At 54.5% G+C, this 23,689-nt stretch carries 21 protein-coding genes and 1 riboswitch; of the genes, 17 read left to right on the top strand and 4 right to left on the bottom strand.

Going from position 1 to position 23,689, the window contains the following annotated elements; translation table 11 throughout:
• Nucleotides 1-123 precede the first annotated feature (123 nt).
• Nucleotides 124-1,866, bottom strand: a complete 1,743-nt coding sequence (locus EDM56_RS10765; RefSeq protein WP_122917908.1) for a sigma-54 interaction domain-containing protein — start codon at nt 1,864-1,866, stop codon at nt 124-126.
• 382 nt (nt 1,867-2,248) lie between these two features.
• Here EDM56_RS10765 and EDM56_RS10755 point away from each other — a divergent pair, with 382 nt between their 5' ends.
• The 9 genes from EDM56_RS10755 (at nt 2,249) to EDM56_RS10715 (ending at nt 13,521) form a co-directional block, all read left to right on the top strand.
• Nucleotides 2,249-3,031: an SDR family NAD(P)-dependent oxidoreductase gene (locus EDM56_RS10755; RefSeq protein ID WP_122917906.1), complete on the top strand. Its 783-nt coding sequence runs from the start codon at nt 2,249-2,251 to the stop codon at nt 3,029-3,031.
• A gap of 54 nt (nt 3,032-3,085) precedes the next feature.
• Nucleotides 3,086-4,471, top strand: a complete 1,386-nt coding sequence (gene gcvPA / locus EDM56_RS10750; protein ID WP_122917905.1) for an aminomethyl-transferring glycine dehydrogenase subunit GcvPA — start codon at nt 3,086-3,088, stop codon at nt 4,469-4,471.
• A gap of 32 nt (nt 4,472-4,503) precedes the next feature.
• Entirely contained in the window at nt 4,504-6,060 is a 1,557-nt protein-coding gene (gene gcvPB, locus EDM56_RS10745) for an aminomethyl-transferring glycine dehydrogenase subunit GcvPB (protein WP_122917904.1), read from the top strand.
• Between the two features lie 207 nt (nt 6,061-6,267).
• Nucleotides 6,268-7,161 carry an ABC transporter substrate-binding protein gene (locus EDM56_RS10740; RefSeq protein ID WP_122917903.1) on the top strand — a complete coding sequence of 298 codons (894 nt, stop codon included), beginning with the start codon at nt 6,268-6,270 and terminating at the stop codon, nt 7,159-7,161.
• A gap of 95 nt (nt 7,162-7,256) precedes the next feature.
• Nucleotides 7,257-7,961: an amino acid ABC transporter permease gene (locus EDM56_RS10735; RefSeq protein ID WP_122917902.1), complete on the top strand. Its 705-nt coding sequence runs from the start codon at nt 7,257-7,259 to the stop codon at nt 7,959-7,961.
• Entirely contained in the window at nt 7,958-8,680 is a 723-nt protein-coding gene (locus tag EDM56_RS10730; RefSeq protein ID WP_122917901.1) for an amino acid ABC transporter ATP-binding protein, read from the top strand. Before EDM56_RS10735 ends, EDM56_RS10730 begins: the two co-directional genes overlap by 4 nt.
• Before the next feature lie 17 nt (nt 8,681-8,697).
• Entirely contained in the window at nt 8,698-10,347 is a 1,650-nt protein-coding gene (locus EDM56_RS10725) for a M20/M25/M40 family metallo-hydrolase (protein ID WP_122917900.1), read from the top strand.
• Between the two features lie 242 nt (nt 10,348-10,589).
• Nucleotides 10,590-11,822, top strand: coding sequence for a hypothetical protein (locus EDM56_RS10720; protein WP_122917899.1), 1,233 nt, complete (start codon nt 10,590-10,592; stop codon nt 11,820-11,822).
• A gap of 298 nt (nt 11,823-12,120) precedes the next feature.
• Nucleotides 12,121-13,521: an MFS transporter gene (locus EDM56_RS10715; RefSeq protein WP_122917898.1), complete on the top strand. Its 1,401-nt coding sequence runs from the start codon at nt 12,121-12,123 to the stop codon at nt 13,519-13,521.
• A 153-nt stretch (nt 13,522-13,674) separates the two neighbouring features.
• Here EDM56_RS10715 and EDM56_RS10710 read toward each other — a convergent pair whose 3' ends face one another.
• The 3 genes from EDM56_RS10710 to EDM56_RS31465 form a co-directional block, all read right to left on the bottom strand.
• Nucleotides 13,675-13,986 (bottom strand): hypothetical protein, encoded by a 312-nt coding sequence (locus EDM56_RS10710; protein WP_122917897.1) that lies wholly within the window; start codon nt 13,984-13,986, stop codon nt 13,675-13,677.
• An 18-nt stretch (nt 13,987-14,004) separates the two neighbouring features.
• The gene (locus EDM56_RS10705; RefSeq protein WP_122917896.1) at nt 14,005-14,724 is read right to left on the bottom strand and encodes a type 1 glutamine amidotransferase; all 720 of its coding nucleotides are present in this window, start codon (nt 14,722-14,724) and stop codon (nt 14,005-14,007) included.
• Between the two features lie 166 nt (nt 14,725-14,890).
• Nucleotides 14,891-15,064: a hypothetical protein gene (locus EDM56_RS31465; RefSeq protein ID WP_183192387.1), complete on the bottom strand. Its 174-nt coding sequence runs from the start codon at nt 15,062-15,064 to the stop codon at nt 14,891-14,893.
• 27 nt (nt 15,065-15,091) lie between these two features.
• A riboswitch (cobalamin riboswitch) is annotated at nt 15,092-15,284 on the top strand.
• Nucleotides 15,285-15,531: 247 nt separating this feature from the next.
• On the opposite strand from EDM56_RS31465, the gene cobJ reads away from it, so the two are divergent.
• Genes cobJ through cobM form a run of 8 tightly spaced genes read left to right on the top strand, consistent with a single transcriptional unit; the run spans nt 15,532 to nt 23,655 of the window.
• Entirely contained in the window at nt 15,532-17,286 is a 1,755-nt protein-coding gene (gene cobJ / locus EDM56_RS10700; RefSeq protein ID WP_122918267.1) for a precorrin-3B C(17)-methyltransferase, read from the top strand.
• A gap of 15 nt (nt 17,287-17,301) precedes the next feature.
• Nucleotides 17,302-18,333, top strand: a complete 1,032-nt coding sequence (locus tag EDM56_RS10695; RefSeq protein ID WP_122917895.1) for a sirohydrochlorin chelatase — start codon at nt 17,302-17,304, stop codon at nt 18,331-18,333.
• Nucleotides 18,330-19,112, top strand: coding sequence for a precorrin-6A reductase (gene cobK, locus EDM56_RS10690; RefSeq protein WP_122917894.1), 783 nt, complete (start codon nt 18,330-18,332; stop codon nt 19,110-19,112). The genes EDM56_RS10695 and cobK overlap by 4 nt, the downstream gene beginning before the upstream one ends.
• Nucleotides 19,113-19,118: 6 nt before the next feature.
• On the top strand, nt 19,119-19,778 hold the full coding sequence (locus EDM56_RS10685) for a precorrin-8X methylmutase (RefSeq protein WP_122917893.1): 660 nt from the start codon (nt 19,119-19,121) through the stop codon (nt 19,776-19,778).
• Between the two features lie 2 nt (nt 19,779-19,780).
• The gene (locus EDM56_RS10680; protein ID WP_122917892.1) at nt 19,781-20,926 is read left to right on the top strand and encodes a cobalt-precorrin-5B (C(1))-methyltransferase; all 1,146 of its coding nucleotides are present in this window, start codon (nt 19,781-19,783) and stop codon (nt 20,924-20,926) included.
• Complete coding sequence (gene cbiE / locus EDM56_RS10675) at nt 20,892-22,142, top strand: precorrin-6y C5,15-methyltransferase (decarboxylating) subunit CbiE (RefSeq protein ID WP_122918266.1); 1,251 nt, start codon at nt 20,892-20,894, stop codon at nt 22,140-22,142. The genes EDM56_RS10680 and cbiE overlap by 35 nt, the downstream gene beginning before the upstream one ends.
• On the top strand, nt 22,139-22,861 hold the full coding sequence (cobI, locus tag EDM56_RS10670) for a precorrin-2 C(20)-methyltransferase (protein WP_122917891.1): 723 nt from the start codon (nt 22,139-22,141) through the stop codon (nt 22,859-22,861). Before cbiE ends, cobI begins: the two co-directional genes overlap by 4 nt.
• Nucleotides 22,861-23,655, top strand: a complete 795-nt coding sequence (cobM, locus tag EDM56_RS10665; protein WP_122917890.1) for a precorrin-4 C(11)-methyltransferase — start codon at nt 22,861-22,863, stop codon at nt 23,653-23,655. Before cobI ends, cobM begins: the two co-directional genes overlap by 1 nt.
• The last annotated feature ends 34 nt before the right edge of the window (nt 23,656-23,689 follow it).

Below are 23,689 nucleotides of genomic sequence, written 5' to 3'. Positions count from 1 at the left end.
ACCCAGCCAGTCTAACCCTTTATTAGAGGGTTAGACTGGCTTTTTTCGTACGGCAGGATTGAATAGTTCTAATTCTTATTTTCCTTGAACAACAACATGTCTTTTATTGTTGGCGAGAGGCTCTCACGTCAATTGATACGCCTTCAGCTTGCGATACAGCGTCCGAATCCCGATCCCAAGCTCCCGCGCCACTTCCTGCTTCCCTTTTAAATCGCTGCCATGCTTTTGCAACGCCTGCCGGATGGCCTCGATCTGCACATCCGCGAGCTTGGCCTTGATCGGCGAAGCTTGGACTGCTGGGACGGTCTGCTGCATGCGGATGCGGTCGGGCAGGCTGTCGGCGGTCAGTACGTCTTCGCTTTCCATGTTCATCGCATACTCGATTGCATTCTCCAGCTCGCGCACATTGCCAGGCCATGTATACCGCTGCAGTCGTTCGAGCGCCTCATGCGAGATCGCATGGATCGCCTTACCTGTCTTGCCAACGCACTTGTGCAGGAACGATTCGGCCAAAAGCGGGACATCTTCCAGTCGCTCCCTCAACGAGGGGATCGCGATCGGGATGACGCCCAGTCGATAATACAGGTCGGCGCGGAATTTTTTCTGAGCCACCAGTTCTTCCAAATCGTGATTGGTCGCGGCGATGATGCGCACGTCGATTGGAATCGAGCGGGTGCCACCGACGCGTTCCAGCGTCATTTCCTGTAGGACGCGCAGCAGCTTGGGCTGGATGGCAAGCGGCATGTCGCCGATCTCATCGAGAAACAGCGTGCCACCGTGAGCCAGCTCGAAGCGGCCGGGTTTGCCACCCTTTTTCGCTCCGGTAAACGCTCCTTCTTCATAGCCGAACAATTCGCTTTCGAACAAGTTTTCCGGGATACTGGCGCAGTTGATCGCGACAAACGGCTGGTATGCCCGATTACTTGCTTCGTGGATCGCTCGAGCGAGATGCCCTTTTCCCGTGCCGGTTTCCCCGGTAATGAGCACGGTCGAGGAGCTGTTTTTAATCTTTTCCGTCTTTTGCTTCAAGGCATTGACGGCAGGACTTGTGCCGATGATCTTATCCAGACTGCCCCTGTTCGGTAATGCAGGACGAGGGAACGCCGCTGGCACCGCTTGGGGGCGGTCGGCCACGATTTTGAGCACGCCACCCACAAACTGGTTATCCACGATAATCGGCGATGCCTCGATTGGGGCGCCGAGCTTGTCGCCAAGACAGTTTGCAATCGGTAGCGGTCCGTCTCCTTCGACCGCGAGTGACGGTGAAAACATCCGCGAAAGGTCATCGGGCTGCAGATGATGCTTGCGCAGGTATGAGTCGGCAGCGGCATTGTGAAATGCGAGCTTGCCGTTCCGGTCAAACGTCAAATACGCATCGCAAGCGGCATGCAGCGTTTCTTCTAACAGCAGGGAGTAAGGCTCTCGGCTTGACGGCGATCGTTCGAGATGAATGATCGTGGTGATCATTTCAGTGATTTCCGTCAGAATTTGCTGATATTTTTCGGTGTTTTTAGACAGGCGGTTCTGCCCTTCCTTTGTAAAGGAGGTAAGGGAGACGACGCCGATCGGCTGATTGGCCACCTTGATCGAGCTAAGCAGCTCTACTTTGGCAGGGCAATGCGTGCTGAATCGGCAGCCTGTGCACATATCCATCGCCCCTGGTTTGTCCACCAAATACTGCCCTTGTGACAACACCAATTCAATAGAAGGAACGTGGACGAGGGCGCCTTTCTGCTTCAGATAGCGCTCGGTGCTGGTGACAAGCTGGCCGTTTCCATTAATCACGGCAGCGTCCACATTCAAAATGTCGGAAAAGCCAGTTATCACTTTTTCAATCGCAGGTTTGAAAAGATCAAGCGAAACCATTTCTATCCCTCGCTCTCATACGGAACCCACCCAATTGAAACGGGGCTATTTGCAAGCTCCCGCATTGCTTTTAGTTTATATAACATTGCGAAAAATGACAAACGAATTGTCAGTTTTGTCAAATGACTTTCTGGTGGCAAGGACAGGTTTGTCAAAAATGGCAACTGTCATGACACGAATGGCAAAGAAAAACGGCGCAATTTGTGGCTGTAGCAGTACTGGCGTGTGAAAATACAAAAGAGAAGCCTCGCTGTCAGCGGTCCGCATCAGTTCGAGCATCGCTCGCACATGTTGGCATGACGTTTGCATTATGAATCAGGCAGACAGCGAGACCCAATAAAAAAGCTTACGTTAGCTCATCTAGGGGAGGTTGCAATCGACCATGCTAAGCACGAATGATGTTTTTCAATTGGAAGGAAAGGTTGCGCTGGTGACAGGGGGGGCGTCCGGGATCGGATTCGCCACTGCCGCGCGGCTGGCCGAATTCGGCGTTCATGTCATGCTGCTGGACATCAATGAAGAGCTTGGGGAAAAAGCAGCCGCCGAAATTGAAGCGAAGGGTGGTAAAGCAACATTCCACCGTTGCAATGTGGTGTCGCAGGAAGAGTGCAGCCGGGTCGCCAAAGCGATTGAAGACCAGGCGGGCCGCATCGATATTTTGTTCAACAACGCGGGTGTCATCCGCCGCAAAACCGTCGTCGAGCTGGAGGAAGCGGATTGGGACCTGGTCATTGATGTTTCGCTAAAAGGAGCATACAACCTGTCCAAATTCGTCATCCCGATCATGGCCAAAAACGGCGGGGGCAGCATCATCAATACGGGCTCCGGCTGGGGAATCAAAGGCGGGGACAAGGCGGCTGCCTATTGTGCAGCAAAAGCGGGCGTCGTCAACCTGACCCGTGCGATGGCGATCGACCACGGCCCGGAAAACATTCGCGTCAATTGTGTCTCCCCGGGCGATACCGATACGCCGCTGTTGCGTGAGGAAGCGCGCCAATTGAATAAAGATGAAAGCTCCTTTCTTGTATCGTCTGCGCAGGGAAGGCCGCTTGAGCGGCTGGGCACGCCGCGCGACATCGCGAATGCCGTGCTGTTTTTCGCCAGCGATCTGTCCGCATGGGTGACCGGCTCGGTGTTGGTCGTCGATGGCGGCGGATTGGCGTAAGGGAGCTTGCTTTCAAATATTCCTGAATGTTTGCAAATTGGAGGTAATGAAAAGATGAGCCAAAAACATTTTGCACACCCGTATATCCCCAACTCTGCGCCGGAAGTGAAAGAACAGATGCTGCGCGAGATTGGCCTTACTGATATTGAAGAGATTTACGCGGACATTCCCGCTGAGCTGCGGCTCAAGGAAGCGATGAACATACCGGATGCGATGACGGAATATGAGCTGGAGCGCCACGTCACCAAGCTCATGAACAAAAACATCACGACGAAGGAAAACATTTCATTTCTGGGAGCAGGCTGCTGGCCGCATTTCATTCCAGCCGTGTGCGACGAGGTGAACTCCCGCTCGGAATTTTTGACCGCGTACGCTGGTGAGCCGTACGAGGACCACGGGCGCTTCCAGGCGCTGTTCGAGTACCAAAGCTTGGTGGCAGAGCTGGTCGATATGGATGTCGTCAACGTACCGACCTTTGACTGGGCGCAAGCGGCGTCCACCTCGCTGCGGATGGCGGCGCGAATCACGCAGCGCACGGAGCTGTTGGTTGCGCGCAACATCAATCCCGACAAGCTGTTGATCATCAAAAACTACACGTCTCCTGATCTGAAGGTGACATTGGTCGATTATCAGGATGAGACGGGCGCGCTGTGCCTCGACGATCTGAAGGCGGCGCTAAATGACAACGTAGCTGCTGTCTACTTCGAAAATCCGACTTTCCTCGGGACATTGGAGATGAACGGGCAAGAGATCGCTGATCTGGCACACGCGGCAGGCGCGCTTTGCGTAGTGGGCGTCGATCCGATCTCGCTCGGCGTACTCGAATCGCCGGCCAATTATGGAGCCGACATCGTTTGCGGCGATTTGCAGCCGCTCGGCGTCCACATGCATTACGGCGGCGGACAGTCCGGCTTCATCGCGACGCATGATGACCCGACGTTTGTCATGGAATACCCGTCCCGCCTGTTCGGAATCGCGCCGACTGAGGTAGAAGGAGAATACGGCTTCGGTGACGTGGCGTACGACCGCACGTCTTTTGCCAAACGGGAAAAAGGCAAGGAATCCGTCGGCACACAGACGGCGCTTTGGGGCATCACCGCAGGCGTCTATCTCGCAACGATGGGGCCATACGGCATGCAAGAGGTGGGGCAAGGCATCATGCAGCGTTCCCAGTACGCGGCCAAAAAGCTAGCGGAGCTGCCGGGCGTCGGCGTGAAATTCAATGCGCCGTTTTTCAAAGAGTTCGTCGTTGATTTCACGCAAACGGGCAAAACCGTCAAAGAGATCAATGAGGCACTGCTGGCAAACGGTATTTTTGGCGGCGTTGACATGTCCGCCCATTATCCGGAGCTTGGCCAGACGGCCCTCTACTGTGTGACAGAGGTGCATAGCAAAGACGAGATCGACACCCTCGTTGCAGCTGTGAAAAGCGTGCTGTAAAGCGAAAGAAGAGCGAAGGAGACGATGAATATATGAAACGAATTCCCCGTGAACATAGAGTGAGACGTTTTCATCAGGCAAAATGGGATGAGCCGGTCATTTTCGAATTGAGCCAGCCAGGCGAGCGTGGTGTGGAGGTTCCGCTCGTCGAGCGAGGGATCATCGACGAAGTCGGCGATGGTATCTCGCAAATCCCGGCAGGGCTTGCCCGTAAAAAGCTGCCTAACCTGCCGGAAATTAGCCAAATGCGCGTCATCCGTCACTATTTCCGCATTTCTCAGGAAGTGCTTGGTGCTGACTTTAACGTCGAGATGGGGCAAGGTACGTGCACGATGAAGTATTCGCCTAAAATCAACGAGCGGTTTGCCCGTTCGCCGAAAATGGCAGAGCTGCACCCGTTGCAGGATGAGTCTACGGTGCAGGGTATGATGGAAATGACCTACAAGCTAGATCTCGATCTGCGCGAAATCTCCGGCATGGATGCTTTTTCTTTCAACCCGGGAAGCGGCACCCAGGCGTTGTTCACGCAGGCATCGATCGTACGCAAATATTTTGAGTCGCGCGGCGAGCATCAGCGGAACGAATACATTACGACCAACTTCTCCCACCCGTCGCAAGCGGCGACAGCGGCTGTCAAAGGCTTCAAGATCATCTATTGCCCTGCAGATGAGAATGGTTACCCTGATATCGAAAAGCTCAAGGAGCTTGTTTCCGAGCGCACGGCTGCCTTTGCGGTCGCCAATCCAGAAGATACGGGCATCTACAATTCCCGCATCAAAGAATTCACTGACATCGTCCATGCGGCAGGCGGATTGTGCTGCTATGATCAGGCGAACGCCAATGGCCTCTTGGGGATCACCCGCGCCAAAGAAGCCGGATTCGACATGTGCTTCTTCAACCTGCACAAAACGTTCTCGATTCCACACGCATGCGGCGGACCCGCGACAGGCGCGATCGGCGTGGTGAAGGAGCTGGAGGAATTTTTGCCGGGGCCGGTTGTCGCATTCGACGGGGAGCGTTATTTCTACAAGCGTGATCTGAAAAACTCGATCGGTAAAGTCCGCAGCTTTTACGGCGTACCACCAGCGGTATTGCGTGCCTATGCCTGGGTTCGCGCACTGGGCGCAGAAGGACTCGTCGAGGTTGCCAAAATCGCCTGCCTGAACAACAACTATCTGTATCACAAAGTGCTGCAAATCCGCGGCGCCAGCGCACCGTTTGTTAACGGTCGCCGTCTGGAGCAGGTGCGCTACAGCTGGGAGCAGCTGAAGCAGGAAACCGGCGTCAACACGTATGACGTGCAGCGCCGCATGGCGGATTTCGCCCACCATTACTGGACCAGCCATCATCCGTACTATGTGCCGGAGCCGTTCACGCTGGAGCCGACCGAGTCGTATTCCAAAGCGGAGATTGACGAATACGTAAATGCGCTCGCTCACATCTCCGACGAGGCGTATACGAATCCGCAGATCGTCAAAACGGCGCCGCATAACAGCACATGCCACCGGATCGAGGAATCCGTGCTGGATGATCCGTCGCAATGGGCGATTACATGGCGGGCCTATTTGAAAAAGACTGTACAAAACTAGGTAGCATCAGACTGGGCATGGAGAGGGCAATGCTCTCCATAGCCCAGTCTAGCTCCGTTTGTTCGTCTGGCGTGGAGCGAGGTAAGTTTATAGAGTAAAAATATTTTATAGAAATAGCTGAAAATTTGTACTTTTTATTCAAGAGAAAACGATGTAATATGAGACACAAATATATAATTATATCACAAAATCGCTAGGGGGATCAGAATGAAAAAAAGGAAGTTTTTACCTGTCGTGCTGTTAGCCTGTTCCTTGGTACTCACAATTGTAAGCGGTTGCGGCTCCAATGCGGCGCCAGCCTCTTCCGGAGGCAACTCTTCTGCCCCAGCGACACCTGCGCCGTCGACGGAAGGCACGAGCAGCAGCGGGACAAGCGCACCTGCCCAGCCCGCAGCAGAAGAAAAGATGGAGCTGGTTGCAGATGGCAAGCTGACCTTTGCGATGAGCGGATTGATCAAACCGCTGAACTACAAAGATACCAACGGACAGCTGACCGGCTTTGACGTTGAGATCGGCAAAGAGATTGCAAAGCGCGTAGGTCTTGAACCGAATCCGGTGACCAACCCATGGGAAACCATCCTGCAAGGACTCAAAGGGAAAAAATACGACGCAATCATCGGCAGCATGACCCACACGGAGGAGCGCGCGAAACAGGTGGACTTCACTGATCCCTACTACATCTCGGGCGGACAGATTTTCGTCAAGGATACGAACGACACGATCAAGTCTAAAGATGATCTGAAAGGCAAAATCATCGGTGTTGTACAAGCGTCCACGCACAAGGAAGCCGCGGTCACCTTGACGGACAAAGAGAAGGTGAAAGGATACCCAAGCGACATCTACGCCTTGCAAGACTTGGCGCCAGGCCGCGTCGACGCCGTTATCACGGACCGTGTCGTCGGAACGTCTGCCATCAAGGAGCAGGGGCTGAAAATCAAGCCGATCGGTGACGTACTCAACAAGGAAAACATCGCGATCGCTGTCAACAAGGACAATCCGGTGTTGACGAAAAAGATCAACGAGGCGATCAAGTCGATGGTAGATGACGGCACGTATGAAACAATCAGCATGAAATGGTTCGGTGCCAATCTCCTGAAGTAAACCTCCGAACAATCGGTGCGCTTCCTTATGGGGCGCACCTTACGTACTGTAACACCCCCGATCTGAATTTCATTCTCGCTGGAGGTGCTGGGCAGATGGCCTTTTTCCAAAGCATTGCGGACATTTTCCTCACCCATGGCCTAGAGTTTTTGAAGGCGGCCTGGACGACTATTACGCTTACGGCTGTCTCATTGGCAATGGCATCGGTGATCGGCCTTATCTTTGCTTTTTTCAAAGTTTCGGGTATCGTTGTACTGCAAAAGATTGCCGATACGTACATTTTCATCGTGCGCGGCATGCCGTTGATCGTGCAAGTCATGTTCCTGTATTATGGTATTTCAAGCGTAATCGTTTTGAACGATTTCACGGCTGGCGCGCTGGCGCTCGGCATCCACTCGGGCGCGTACATCGCCGAGATTTTTCGCGGGTCCATCCAATCGATCGACCGCGGCCAGATGGAAGCGGCGCGCTCGCTCGGCATGCCTTACGGGCTCGCGATGCGCAAGGTCATTTTGCCACAGGCGTTCAAGCGGGCGATCCCGCCGCTTGGCAACCAATTCATCATCGGGCTGAAGGATTCGTCGCTCGTCGCGTACATCGCCGTCACCGAGCTGTTCAACCACGCGCTGTCTGCGCAAGCGGAAAACTACATGCCGTTTGAGACGTACTTTGTCGTCGGGATGTACTACCTCGCGCTTGTCGCGATCTTCTCCCTGCTTCTAAACAGGCTGGAAAAACGGCTGGACACGACCAAAGTGCGAGCGCGGCGCCAAGCCAAGCAAACGGAGGTATCGGTATGATCAAGGTGCGCAAATTGGCCAAGTCTTTTGGCAACCTGCAAGTTTTGAAAAGCATCGATTTGGAAATCAAAAAATCGGAAGTGGTCGTCTTGATCGGGGCCAGCGGTTCGGGGAAAAGCACGCTGCTCCGTTGCCTGAACTTTTTGGAAATGAAGGACAGCGGGGATATTGAGATCGGTGGGCAGCTGATCGATGTCAAACATACGAATCTGAACAAGGTGCGCGAGCATGTCGGGATGGTATTCCAGCATTTCAACCTGTTTCCGCACATGACCGTCCTGCAAAACGTGATGGAAGCGCCGGTTCATGTAAAGAAGCGGAGCAAGGCGGAAGTGGAGAAGAAAGCGCGGGAGCTCTTGCAGCGCGTCGGATTGACCGACAAGGCAGACTTTTATCCGGAGCAGCTGTCCGGCGGGCAAAAGCAGCGTGTGGCGATTGCGAGGGCGCTGGCGATGGAGCCAGATGTCATGCTGTTCGACGAGCCGACCTCGGCGCTCGATCCCGAGCTGGTCGGCGAGGTGCTGGCCACGATGAAAGATTTGGCCCGCGACGGCATGACGATGGTGGTTGTCACGCATGAGATGGGCTTTGCCCGCGAAGTGGCGGACCGGGTCATCATGCTGGCAGATGGCGAGATGGTGGAGGAAGGCCATCCGAAGGACTTTTTCAGCAATCCCAAGCATGAACGGACACGGCGGTTTTTGCAGCAAATTTTATAGATGATGGGGTGTTAGGAATGTTGAACAGTCGCGAAGAAATCATGCGCGTGACAGATGAGCTGGTAAAAGTGGAAAGCGTCGTAAATACAGAAGGCGAAATCGCCGTATCGACACACCTGTACAAACATTTGCAATCATTCCCATATTTTATGGAGCATCCCGATCAACTGATCATGTCCCGCACGGTAAACGACGAGGTAGAGCGTTACAACGTGCTCGCCTTCGTCAAAGGGACCAAACAGCCGAGTGACAAAACCGTGATTTTGATGGGGCATACGGACACGGTCGGCATCGATGACTACAATCATTTGAAGGAAGTCGCCTGCCATCCGCAGGAGCTGATGAAGGCGCTGCAAAACGAGCCGTTGCCTGCATTGGTCAAGCAGCAGCTCGACTCAGGCGAATGGCATTTTGGCCGCGGAACCTGTGACATGAAAGCTGGGGTGGCAAGCCACGTCTTTTTGCTGAAATATTACGCCGAGCATCCTGAAGAGCTGGTGGGCAATCTGGTGCTCCTGGCCGAATGCGACGAGGAAGACAGCTCACACGGCGTGCTCTCCTCGCTCAAAGATTTGAAAAAATGGCGCGAGGAGCATGGTTTCGACTATATCGCGCTGATCAACTCCGATTTCGTGGCGCCGCGCTTTGATGGCGACCCGAACCGCTACATCTATAAAGGCACCGTGGGCAAGCTGCTGCCATCCTTTTTGATCACTGGCTATGAAACGCACGCCGGTTCTGCCTTTGAAGGACTCGATCCCAACTTCATCGCAGCGGAGCTGACGCGACAAATCTGCTACAATCCCGATTTGTGCGACGAGGCGTACGGCGAGACGCCGGTGCCGCCGGTTTCGCTGAAGCAGACCGATTTCAAGCCGACCTATACGATTCAGACGGCGCTGTCCGCTTATGTATACTACAACTTTTTCATTCATACGTGGTCACCGAAAAAAGCGCTGGGGATATTGAAGGAGCAGGCGGAAATTGCCTTTGAAAATGCTCTTTCCTTGCTGCGCGAGCGCCATCGCATCTTCTGTGAGCGGAGCGGACAAACGTGGAAAGAGCTGCCGTGGAAAACGCGTGTGCTGATCTATGAGGACATGAAAAAACAGCTGGTTGAAGAGCACGGCGACCGTTTCTTGACTCACATGAAAGCATTTAAGGACGAGCTATTGAAGGACAAGAGCCTTGATGTGCGCATGTTCTCGGCCCGTGTGGTGGAAGAGGAATGGAAGTGGATGAAAGACAAGAGCCCGGCGATCATCCTGTTCTATTCGTCGCTGTATTCGCCGCGTATCGAGTTGGTTGGTAAGGACGAGCGGGAGCAAAACCTGATCCATGCGCTGGAGCAAGCCGTGGAGGTCGTCCAGCCACACTATCCGCACCCGATCGTCATGCGCAACTTCTTCCCGTACGTCTGCGACATGAGCTGTGTGGCACTGAGCGATGATGAGGAGGGAATTCTCGCCATCGAGGACAACAACCCAAGCTGGGGTACCAAGCATTACGTGGAATATCAGGATATCCGCGACATCAACGTTCCGTGCATCAACATCGGCCCGTACGGCTACGATGCCCATAACCGTTACGAGCGCATGGAGATCCAGTTCTCGGCCGAGGTCGTGCCAAATGTGACAAACGAAATCATCAAACGATTGCTGGGATAAAGGCATGATAGGAAACACCGGTCCTTCCATTGGGGGGCCGGTTTTTTTGTGCCTCCTACGCTGGCGGGCAGTCCTTTTTGGCAAGATCAGCACGATCATGTAACGTTTTCCAATCCTACATCGTCAAACAGGGAGGAAATAGCCATTCTTGTGGCTGAAAATCAAGAATATTTGTTTCTGGGTAATTGTGGTACCATGAAGGACAAAACCATAGTTGCATCAGCGTAAAGGAGAGGATCAACATGAAACGCCTGGTTCCAGCATTAATGACCATCTGTTTGCTCGCAGTTTCACCTGCGGGACTCATACACGCAAATCCGGTAGCGGCCACGCCTGTCAGCACAGATTGGTCGGAAGCGAGCTACATCGGTGACATCAGCGGCAAAACGCATGTATACCGCAATGGCAACATGAAGCAAATGATCATGACCAAAGACAACAAGCTGACGGTGCTGTACACGGCCAAAATGGGCGTGCTCTTGACACCGCATGTTTACCCGGTGCCCGGACAACCAGAGCGGTACCTGATCTGGTTTGAGGAACAGGTCGGAAACACATTGACCGATCACATTCTCGTCCTCAATGCCAACGGCACCTTTGCAGAAGTGACCAACATGCCGCAGCAGGGCTTTGGCGCATACACCTTGAAATGGTCGCCAGATGGCAAAAAAGCGTTCTATATGGCTGAAAATGCGCAAAACCATGAAGGCGTGATCGGTGTCATTACACCGGATAAACACGTATTCGAACCGATTTTCGGCATGATCCGCGCGCGCGCGACCTATGCGGAAAGCGTCGTCGGAATGCTCCATAAATGGCATGCCGACTGGATTGACGCTAACAACGTTCTGCTGCTCGATGGGCGTAAGGGCAACTTTTACACGGTCGACATGGTCAATAAAAATTTCCACGCAAGCTATGCCAAAACGACGTTCCAAGTGAAAAACATGAAGGTTTTGCAAGGATTGCCAGATTATGCGCTGTTGGAGGTCGGCAATTCGCGTTATGACCTGGGCTTCATGGGCACGGACCGCGTCCACTTGGTAAACTGGAAAACAAGCCGGATACTGGAAGTTCCGCGTGCCATTTACGGCTCAGTTCAGACCTATGACCAGCAATATCTGGGGATGACATCTTCCAAGCAGCCTGTATTCGGCGAAACGGTCAAATTGGGTAATCAGTATGCCTTCTCGATGATCAGTCTCAATCCGGTGCAAAACATCAAGAAAAACTTGCTGGTGACCAGCCTACGCAACGAATACCTGGCACCGCAATCGTTCAGCCTGTCGCCGGACGGCAGTTTGGCAGCGGTCAGCATGGTGAATCCGGAAACGGGCGCTTATGTGACATTCGTTGCGAAAACGGCCAACGGCGCCGTCGTGCTGGAGCGTAAAACGGCAGAGGCACGGACGCTTGGTTGGAAAGACAATCAGACGCTGCTTTTGGGGACGGAAGCGGTCGTTGTAAAGAAATAAGGAATGGAAAAGAAGAGCAGGCTCGTGTAAAGCACGGGCCTGTTTTTTATACAGATAAGAATTTATAAAATTCTTATCCAGTCGCGGCTCCGACAAAAAACATGGCGTAGCCAGGTTTTCTAATGCTCAAATGCTTTCTTTAAGTGAATTAACAATTGATGGAAGCTAACTGCCGTGTTATTATTCTATTGTTCTAATGTTATCGAACTATAGCGATAACACGATTCCGGCACCATCAATCTGCTGTCTGGCAGCCGTCAACAAAGGCTAGGACAGCTCAACATAAAAAGGAGGCATTATGAGTAAAGAAGACACACTTCCGCAGGCGGCCACCGCCAAGCAGGGAGCAGCGATGAAAGAAGGATTGGTCATCGGTCTGTTGGGATTTACGGTCATCATCATCGTCATGAATACGATGATGTTCAATTTGGCACTGCCCAAAATCACCCAGGAATTCGGGTTGACTTCGATTGGAGCGTCATGGATTGTGACGGGCTACTCGATCGTGTTTGCGATCTCCGCGATCACCTATACGCGGCTGTCTGATTTCGTGCCGATCCGCAAGCTGTTCACCATCGGACTTGCGTGTTTGGGCGCAGCGTCGATCCTCGGCTTTTTCAGCCACAATTTTCTCATGCTGCTCTGCGCACGTTTACTGCAAGCTTCAGGCGCGGCTGCGGTTCCTGGGTTGGCCATCGTGCTGGTGACGCGGTTTATTCCGATTACCCGCAACGGCAGGGCGATGTCGATTATCATGTCGGCAAGCTCGCTCGGGTTGGGTCTCGGACCTGTCATCGGCGGCTCGATCACTCAGTTTTTAGGCTGGAACAGCTTGTTTCTCGTAACAGGCATTTCGCTTCTCCTCATTCCGTTTTTCTACCGCCTTCTGCCACAGGAAAAAGCGCAGGCGGGGACGTTCGACTTTGTCGGCGCCGTGTTCATCGGTGTCGGGACAACCGGATTGCTGCTGTATTTGACCAGCCGCTCCTGGCTCATGCTCGCAGTCGGGCTTGTAGCACTTCTGTCGTTCTGGGTGCGCATCCACCGGGCGCGAAATCCGTTCGTATCGCCGGCACTGTTCCGCAATAAGCCGTATTTGATGTTGAGCTCGCTCGGTATCGTTTCGTACATCAACAATTTTGCGACGCTGTTTTTGCTACCGCAGGTGCTGGCGCATATGTTCGCACTGACGCCGGGCGAGTCCGGGCTGATCATTTTCCCTGGCGCGATCATCTCGATGGTGGCATCGAACTGGATCGGCAAAATGATCGACCGCTACGGAAACGATTTGCTGCTACGCTATGCGCCGCTTTTGCTCCTGGTGGCAGCTGCGACGTTTGCGCTGTTGGTTGGGTGGTCCTTCTACGCGATCATGGTCAGCTACATGCTGCTCAGCATCGGGTTTTCCGCGTTAACGACGAGCGTGTCCAATGAGATGGCTCGCATTTTGCACAAAGAGGAAGTTGGCGCGGGAATGGGCTTGTTCCAGCTGACTCAGTTTTTCAGCGGCGCATTTAGCGTCGCGGTGACCGGCAGCACACTTGCCTCGCAAAAAGGGATCGCGCTGACAGATGTGTACGCGGAGATTTTCTGGGGCATGACCGCGGTCGCCGTCTTGGCCATTCTGTGCTCGATCGGCTATCACTTCATGAAGCAGGCGCGTGCGCGCAGGATGAATGTCGGACTCTCGGGCGAGTAAATACACGAAAAAAACCATGCACGTACGCCGCAATGGCATGCTTGCATGGTTTCTTGTACAGATAAGAATTTATAAAATTCTTATCCAGTATAAGGGCAACCGCGGCTCCGCCAAAAAGATTGGCGTAGCCAGGTTTTCTAATTTGGTGCAACGTCAATCGTACCGCGCATCGTCGTCGCGTTCCTGGCCTTCGATAATCAGCTCCAGCTCGGTCTCGAAATTCAAGTACAGCGTCGTCGGCAAGCGCTCAGTAATCGCGGCAATCTCGGTTATGGCGAGCGCCTCGTCCAAATCAGCAGGCTTGTGATCGAGGCCACGATACCAGGTCCGCAGCTGATCGATCCATCTGTAAAACGATGCCTCGAACTGCTCGGCATCGTCTCCTGCCTCGTCCAGATCGCTTGACTGCATCCGTTTCCAGTTTGCAAGGACGATTTCGAGGCCGTCCATGATCGTTTTGCCCATCGGGGTCACCTCCAGCTGTCATTGCTTTACCGCATGTTGTTCTTGAAAACTGCGTTCAAAATTATCGAGCAAGGTGTACATCACAGATTTGCCTTGTTCAAGCTTCGCGGTTTGCGCCATCATGTCGGCAGCCGATTGGATGTAACCGCCTGGTTTCAGGTCAGCCGCGAACTTTTTCACCCACAGGGAGATGCCGGAGCCGGTCGATTCGGGATGGAACTGGATACCCAGCGCGCGTTCACCATAGCGGAACGCCTGATTGGCGCAGGCCGAGCTTGTGGCCAGAGGGACTGCACCCGGAGGCAAGTCGAATGTATCGCCGTGCCATTGAAAAATCGGGAAGGCTTCCGGTAAGTCTTGCAGCAGCGGTTCGTATCTTGCTTTCTCTGCAAGCTGAACTGACCACCAGCCGATTTCTTTATGGGCATGGCGGTACGCCCGGCCGCCGAGCGCTTCCGCCATCAGCTGGATGCCGAGGCATATCCCCAGCACGAATGCGTTTTGCGCGATCGTCTCGCGGATAAACGCTTTTTCTTTCGCGAGCCACGGGTGCAGATCTTCCTCATACGCGCCCATGGAACCGCCCAGGATGATCAAAAGATCAAACGATTCATTCGTTGGAAACGGATCGTTCGCATAAACGCGCGTAACTGATAGAGGGTAGTTTTTTTCACTGGCCCAGTCGGCGATGAAGCCGGGATCAACCAGCGGATCGTTTTGCAGACAATGAATTCTCATGGTACTCCTTGTCCCTTTCCGCAATCGACATGTTCAACTATCTTCATTGTATCGCGCGATGGTGTTGGTTTCTAGCTTGGATGCGCTGGCGATTTCCGATTAGAAAACCTGGCTACGCCATGCTTTTTGGCGGAGTCGCGGCTGCACTTATACTGGATAAGAATTTTTAAAAATTCTTATCTGTATAAAAAAAGCCAACGGTACTGCCCATCCGCAAGGGATTTGGCAGCACGGTTTGTCCGGAAGCATTGCCAACACTTGGATTTTTACCGTTGAAATGCTGTGTGAAACGAGGCGTCTCCCAGCGCATCGGCAACGAGAAAAAGATGGACAGCGGCAACAAGACTCCTTTATGATGGAAACAATTATATATGCAAGGGGATAAGGACTGATCTGTCTGCGTATAGATCATGTAGGGGAAGCCGGTGAGAATCCGGCGCGGTCCCGCCACTGTAATTGGGGAGCACTCCATCGGTCACTGGATGATATCATCTGGGAAGGCCAGGAGCGATTTGCGTTGATCCAAAAGTCAGGATACCCGCCTTATTCTAACGGCACTGTTTGACCTACGAGCGATAGGAAGGTGTTATGAGGGTTGTTCCAACTTCTTGGGAAACGCAGCGATGAGAGTTTGCATCTGTTGGACAATTTGCAATTTTTTTGCGTTCATAACAAACACTTTCTTTTTTGCTTACGGCAAAAGGAAAGTGTTTTTTTGTTTTACAAGGCTGTCTGTAGGCTTACCGTTCTATGGCTTTGCGAGAATAAAGGGCGCAGGCAAAAAAGGAGGAGCGCAGCGTGAACAACGTGGACAGAAAGAAAGGGAAAATTTTGCTGATCGGCTTTGGACCGGGCCATTATGATCATCTTACCTTTCGGGCGCGTCAGGCGATTGAGGAGAGCGACAGCATCATCGGCTACAACACGTATGTGGATTTGATCCGCGGGCTGTTGACCGATCAGGAGATTGTGCGGACCGGCATGACCGAAGAGGTGAGCCGGGCGCAAGAGGCGGTTCGCCAAGCGGAAGCGGGCCGCACCGTCGCGGTCATTTCCAGCGGAGACGCCGGTGTGTACGGGATGGCGGGGCTGATCTATGAAGTGTTGGTGGAAAAAGGATGGCGGGCAGAAACCGGGATCGATGTAGAGGTCATTCCCGGCATTTCGGCGATCCAATCGTGCGCTTCCCTGCTGGGAGCACCTGTCATGCACGATGCCTGCACGATCAGCTTGAGCGACCATTTGACGCCGTGGGCGACGATCGCCAAGCGTGTGGAAGCGGCAGCATCGGCCGATTTTGTCATTGCGCTGTACAACCCGCGCAGTGGTCGGCGCACGCGGCAAATCGTCGAGACGCAGCGAATTTTGCTGCAGCACCGCTCGCCGGATACGCCTGTCGGACTGGTAAAAAGCGCGTACCGCGATCGGCAGCATGTCGTGCTGACACGTCTTGCCGACATGCTCGAGCATGACATCGGGATGCTGACAACGGTCATCATTGGCAACTCAACGACATTTGTCTATGACGGAAAAATGATTACCCCGCGTGGCTATCAGCGCAAATATACATTGGTTCGCGACGAGCAGCCGCTTAAGCCGCATCAACGCTTGCAGGCAGAGGCAGAGCCGTGGGCGCTCGACAGCATGATGGGTATGGCTGACGATGACAGCGATGAGGAAGAGTGGGACGAACCGATTCGTCCGAATCCGCAGCAAACGATAGGGAGTAGAGGAATCGGGGAGCCGCTCATGCAGAGCAGAACGGCGCTTTCCGTGCTGGAACGTGACGCAGAGCAAGTGACAAATAAGTCAGATGTGCTATCGCTCGCTTTAGAGGCGCTCGCTTGCCTCGACCCGCAGGTGGCTGTCCATCACGCAAACACATCCTTGCAGATGGCACCGTCGACCGGACTGGTGGAAATTTTTGAGGTGGGCGTTTCGACCGGAGTAGCAGACAAGCGCTTCACTTCGCAGCAAATGCGGCTGCTCGCCGATCTGACCGAGGACGGCGGTGAGATGTACTACACCCCGGATCATCAGATTCATCTGAAACTACCGAATGTTGCACCGGATGAAGTGGTCGCGATGCTGGAAGAAGCGGGATTCCTTCTCTTCCCGATCGGGCAGGTGGCACAGGTCAAGGCGTGCGATTTTTGCAATCTGGAAAAAGACGAGTCGATCCCATACGCCGAAATGCTGGGACGTTCGCTCGATGGCGTGGCCATGCCGAAAGAATTGAAGATCGGCTTCAACGGCTGCGGGATGGCCTGCTATGGAGCGGTCATGGAGGATATCGGGCTGATTTACCGCAGAGGCGCGTTCGATCTGTTCTTGGGCGGCAAGAAAATCAGCCGCAGCGCGCATCCGGGCCAACGAGTCGAGGAAGGAATCGCACCGGAGCGCATCGTGGAGGTTGTCGAGCAAATCGTTGCCGAGTACAAAGCGAGAGCGCATGTGGATGAAAGGTTCCACAAGTTTTTCAAGCGCGTGGGTGTCGTAGCTGGCTATAAGCATGAAGAGTACGTTGCACCACTCGTAATCGAGTCGGCTTGCGGCGATTAAAGGAGGCACATATAGATGGATGCGATTTTATTTATCGGGCATGGCAGTAGAGAACAGGCGGGCAACGAGCAGTTGCTCGCCTTCACGAAAAAGGTGGAGGAGGTTCTTCGCCAGCGCACAGACGTGCCGATTTTTGAGTCCTGTTTTCTGGAGCTGACGGTGCCGACGATCGCGACGGGTATTCGCCGCTGCGTGGAGCAGGGTGCGACTCGCATCGCTGCAGTGCCGATCATGCTGTTTTCTGCCGGGCATGCCAAGCTGCACATTCCGCACGAATTAGACGAGGCGCGCGAAAAATACCCGAATGTGACTTTCACCTATGGCCGACCGATCGGCGTGCATGAAAATATTATCGAAATTTTGCTGGACCGCCTTAAGAACGCGCAAGGTGAAGCGGTGTTGGAGCAGGCGGCGACCTCTGTTGCCGGCACTGCCTCCCTGCTGTCCGTCGTGAATCAGTCCGCGCTCAAGGAGCAGGGTCATCCGCTTTCTGAAACGGCGATTTTGCTGGTCGGACGCGGTTCTAGCGACGCGGATGCAAACAGCGAGCTGTACAAGATCGGGCGCTTGCTCTGGGAAGCATCCGGCGTGGCTGATTTGGAGTTAGCCTATATGGGCGTGACGCGTCCGACGCCGGAGGAAGGCTTGGAGCGTTGTCTGCAGGGCGGCGCCAAGACGGTGTACGTGCTGCCTTACTTGCTGTTTACCGGCGTCTTGATGAATCGCCTGAACGATTTGCTCGCCGCCTTCCGCGCAAGCCGGCCCGATGTCCGGGTGGAGCTGGCTGAGTTCCTCGGCTTCCATGATCATTTGACCGACCTGGTGGCAGAGCGGGCGATCGAGGCGCTGGAAGGAAAAGCGGTCGCAAACTGCGACATGTGCGCGTTCCGCAAAATGGTCGTATTCGACCATCACCATCATCACGACCATGATCATGATCACGATCACGATCACCACCACGACCATGATCATCACCATGATCACGATTATCACCATGATCATGACCACCACAATCCTTCCGGCAAAAAAGAGGGGGCGTCGTCATGATTTTGTTTCTGGCAGGGACGAGCGACGCACGCGAGCTGGCGGTGCTGCTGAAAGAAAAAGGCTATCCGCTCGTCGCCACGGTCGTGACCGATTCAGCTGCCACAAGTCTGCGCGAACAAGAGATCGAGACACGGGTCGGGCGGCTGCCGCTTGATGAGATGGTCAGCTACTCCCAGGAGCTTGGCGTCGCGGTAATCGTCGATGCTACGCACCCGTTTGCCGAGGAAGCGTCCAAAAATGCGATGGCCGCAGCCGAGCAGCTTGGCGTCCCGTACTTGCGCTATGAACGGGAAACGCGGGATTACATCAATCATCCGCTGGTGCAAATTGTGCCGGACTACGAGGCAGCTGCACTTGCTGCTAAAGAGCGCAAAGGTGTCATCATGCTGACTACCGGCAGCAAAACGTTGGGCGTCTTCACAAAGCATTTGCTGGGCGATCCCGACATTCGCCTGGTGGCACGCATGCTGCCCCGGCTGGACAATATGGAAAAATGCGAGGCATTGGGCGTACCGCAAAAAAACATAGTGGCGATGCAAGGCCCGTTTTCCAAAGAATTGAATGCAGCGCTGTATCAGCATTACGGCGTCGATGTCATGATCACCAAAGAGAGCGGACAGGTCGGCGCGGTGGACGAAAAGCTGGAGGCTGCGCTTGAAATGAACATTTTCACGATCATGATCGATCGGCCGAAATTGGCCTACGGTGCTTCTTACAGCAGCTTTGACGACGTGCTCGTCCATCTGATCGATAAATATCCAATTCCATCGAGGGGGTAATTCCAAATGTCTTCATCCTTCCATACCGAATTCCAGCCTTTGACCGTGCAACCGCAAGAAATCGAAGAAAAAAGCTTTGAAATCATCACGGAGGAACTGGGGCCGCACGATTATTCGCCTGAGCAATTCCGTATCGTGCAGCGCGTGATCCACGCGACAGCTGACTTCGAACTGGGCAGAAGCGTGCAATTCCATCCGCGTGCGATCGAATCGGGTATCGCGGCGATTCGTGCCGGAGAACCAATTTTGGCGGATGTGCAGATGGTGCAGGTCGGCATTAGCAAGCCGCGTCTGGAAGCGTTCGGCGGCGATGTCCGCGTCTACATTTCCGACAAGGACGTCATGGCGGAAGCGAAAAAAGAGAATACCACGCGTGCGATCATTTCGATCCGCAAAGCGGTGCGCGAAGTAGAGGGCGGCATTTATGCGATCGGGAACGCCCCGACCGCACTCTTGGAGCTGATTCGCTTGGTGAAGGAAGGCATTGCGAAGCCGTCTCTGATCGTAGGCGTGCCAGTCGGCTTCGTTTCGGCGGCTGAGTCCAAAGAAGAGCTGCTCAAGCTGGATGTACCGTTCATCACTAACATCGGCCGCAAAGGCGGCAGCCCTGTAGCGGTATCGATGATTAATGCCTTGTCGCTGCTGGCGACGGAGCGAGGCGAGTAAGCATGGCGAAAACGTCGACGGAAGCGGAGAGCGACAAACCGCTCCGGCACGGCTACACCACCGGCTCGAACGCGACGGCGGCCGCAAAGGCATCTCTCGTACGACTGATCACCGGGGAGCCGGTCACCTTATCGGAGATTTTGCTGCCGATTGGGGAGCGGGTCACGTTTACGATTGTCAGTCAAGAAACCGGTGACAATTGGGTCGAATCCGGCGTGATCAAGGATGGCGGTGACGATCCGGATGCCACGCATGGAGCGCTGATTTTAGCGCGGGTGGAATGGCAGGAGGAACCGGGTATCGTTCTCGACGGTGGGGTTGGCGTTGGACGGGTGACGAAGCCTGGCTTGGCCGTTCCGGTCGGTGAGCCTGCCATCAATCCCGTCCCGCGCAAAATGCTGCGCACAACCGTGCAGGAAGTGTTGAACCAGTATGAACTGATGGACCGTGGCGTGAAAGTGACGATCTCCGTGCCACAGGGTGAGGAAATCGCCAAAAAGACGCTGAACGAGCGACTAGGCATCTTAGGCGGCATTTCTATCCTGGGTACGCGAGGCATCGTGGTGCCTTTCTCCACGGCAGCGTATAAAGCGTCCGTCGTGCAGGCGATCAAGGTGGCGAAAGCGTCGGGATGCCAGGCACTCGCCCTAACAACGGGCGGACGGTCGGAAAAGACAGCGATAGAGCTGTACCCGGAGTGGCCCGAGGAGGCGTTCATCCAGATGGGCGATTTCGTCGGGTTCAGCGCGCTTCATGGGAAAAAGCAAGGCTTTCGTCGTCTGTCGGTGGTCGGCATGATGGGGAAGCTGTCAAAAGTCGCGCAGGGCGTGATGATGGTTCATTCCAAAAGCGCCCCGGTAGACTTTAACTTCCTCGCGGCGGTCGCGGCAGATGCAGGTGCGGATGAAGCGCTGCAAGAGCAGGTTCGCACCGCCAATACCGCGACACATGCTGGCGAGCTGATGACGGCAGCGGGATTGCCGCAGTTTTTTGACTTGCTCGCAGCATGCTGCAGTCGTGAGGTACACCGCCATGTAGGTGGAGAAATCGAGATTGAGACGATCCTGACAACCATGCAGGGCGCGATTTTGGGGAGGGCTATGTACGATGGAAATGACTCCGGTGACAGTGATCGGGATCGGGGATGACGGAGCGGCAGGGCTGTTTCCGCAGGCGGTGGAGAGCATTTCCGCGGCGGATCTTTTGGTAGGCGGGGAGCGACATCTTTCGTTTTTCCCTGAGTCTCGTGCCGAAAAAATGCCGCTCAAAACAGGCGTGCTGTGGGCGATTGAAGAGATTCGCAAGCAGCAGGAGGCCGGGCTGCGCGTCGTCGTGCTGGCATCCGGCGACCCGCTGTTCTACGGAATCGGCGGTCTCCTGGCGAAAAAGCTGGGAGCGGACGCAGTGCGGATCATCCCGCATTTTAGCAGCGTGCAGCTTGCGTTTTCACGCATGAAGGAAAGCAGCCAGGATGCGCATATCGATAGCGTTCATGGCAGACCGATCACAGGGCTTGCCCAACGGTTGGATGGCAAGGCAAAGGTTGCGCTTTTGACCGACAAGGAGAATACGCCGGCACGCGTGGCGCAATACTTGCTCGATTACGGCATGGATGAGTATGAAGCATTTGTTGCCGAGAGGCTGGGCAATCCGGATGAGCGCTGCCGTTGGTTTTCGCTCGCGGATTTGGCCGAGACCGAGTGCGACCCGCTTAACGTGCTGATTTTGCGTCAGCGTGCAGGGGCCAATCCGCCGCATTGGGGGCTTGGCATCGAGGACGATCAGTTCCAGCAGCGTAAGCCGGACAAAGGCCTGATCACGAAAAAAGAAGTGCGCGTGGTCAGTCTGGCGGAAATGAATCTGAAGTCAGACAGCATCGTCTGGGATATCGGCACGGCGACAGGATCTGTGGCGATTGAGGCGGCGCGAATTGCACGCAATGGCCAAGTGTTTGCCGTGGAAAAAAACGAGCCAGATCTGGAAAATGCGATTGCCAATGCAAAAAAATTCCGTACGGACATCACGCTCGTACACGCGAAAGCGCCGCAAGGTTTGGAGCAATTTCCGGACCCGGACGCAGTGTTTGTCGGTGGAAGCGGCGGCGAGCTGGTTGAGTTGATCCAGCTGTGTCGCGAGCGGTTGCGTCCGAACGGCCGATTCGTGCTGAATGCGGTCACGATCGAGAATTTGTATGAGGCGATGCAGGCATTGAAGGAGGCAGGCTTCGAGACTTCGGTGACGATGCTGCAAGTTTCGCGCAGCAAGCCGATTTTGCATTTGACGAGACTAGAGGGGCTTAACCCTGTTTATGTGATAACCGGAAAAATTCCGGTGGAGGCGGAAAGAGAGGGCGACCAAGCATGAGTGCAACAGGTACGTTATACGGAGTAGGAATTGGGCCTGGAGATCCCGAGCTAATTACGGTGAAAGCGTTCCGCCTGATGAAAGAGGCGGATGTGATCGCGTATCCGAGCAAGCGGTCCGGAGCGAAAAGCTACGCGCTGTCCATCGTCGAGCAGTACACGAACGGTCTTGGCAAAGAGATGCTCGGTTTGATTTTCCCGATGACAAGAGACGCGTCCGTCTTGAACAAGCAATGGACGAAAACGGTCGAGCAGGTGTACGCCAAGCTGGCAGCTGGCAAAAACGTCGTGTTCGTCACTGAGGGCGACCCGAATCTGTACAGCACGTTTATCCATATGGCACGCCAGATGAACGCGCTTCATCCCGAGGTACAGATCGTGACTGTGCCAGGCATCTCTTCGGTGCTCGGCGCTGCGGCGCAATTGGGCGTGCCACTGGCAGACGGTGACGAGCAGGTGGCGATTGTGCCTGCCACCGATGACCGGGATGCGATGCGTCAAGTGCTGGAAGCTAATGACACGGTGATTTTCCTCAAAGTGGCGAAGGTGCTCGATATGGTGCTCGAGCTGCTTCATGAGCTAGAGCTCGTCGATGCGGCGTCCGTTGTCACCAAGGTCACGTCAGGCGAAGAGTCGATTTGGCGCGATGTGCGACGTTTGAAAGGCCAGGAGCTGGAATACTTGACCTTGATGGTCGTGCGCAAAGGGGGCGTAGCTTAATGGAAAAACTGCTGCCGCAAGTCTATATCGTCGGGGCTGGACCGGGCGACCCGGATTTGATCACTGTCAAAGGCTTGCGCATTTTGCAAACGGCCGATGTCGTCATCTATACCGACTCACTGGTCAATGACGAGCTGATCGCGAGGGCACGCCCGGATGCCGAGGTGCTGAAAAGCGCTGGCATGGCGCTCGACGAAATGGTGGAGACAATGGTCGACCGCGTGCAGGCTGGCAAAAGCGTCGCACGCGTTCATACAGGTGATCCATCGGTGTATGGAGCGATTTTGGAGCAAATGGTGCTGCTGAAGCAGGCAAAAGTCGCGTTCACGATCATTCCGGGCGTTAGCTCGGTCTTTGCGGCAGCAGCAGCCTTGCAGGCCGAGCTGACCGTGCCCGAATTGACCCAGACGCTGATTTTGACTCGTGCGGAAGGCAGAACACCGGTGCCGGATCGGGAAAAGCTGGCTGATCTGGCGAGCCATCACGCGACCATTGCGCTGTATTTGAGCGCGACCTTGACCAAAAAGGTGGTAAACGAGCTCTTGTCCGCAGGATGGAGTGAGGACACGCCTGTTGCGGTGGTACAGCGTGCGTCCTGGCCAGATGAAAAAATCGTGCGCACGACCTTGAAGTCTCTCGACGCCGATATGGCAGCCAACGGCATCCGCAACCACGCGATGATTTTGGCGGGCTGGGCACTTGATCCGACACTGCATGACACCTCGGAGCACCGCTCCAAGCTCTACGATAAGGAGTTCACCCATCGTTTCCGCAAGGGAGTGAAACAGTCGTGAGCGTCGTCGCCAATCCGAAAAAGAAGCCATACGC

Origin of the sequence: Brevibacillus fluminis (assembly GCF_003710825.1) — a bacterium.
GTDB classification, from domain to species: Bacteria; Bacillota; Bacilli; order Brevibacillales; family Brevibacillaceae; genus Brevibacillus_D; species Brevibacillus_D fluminis.
Note: the sequence above shows the minus strand (reverse complement) of the source record. Positions and strands in the feature narration are given on the sequence as shown.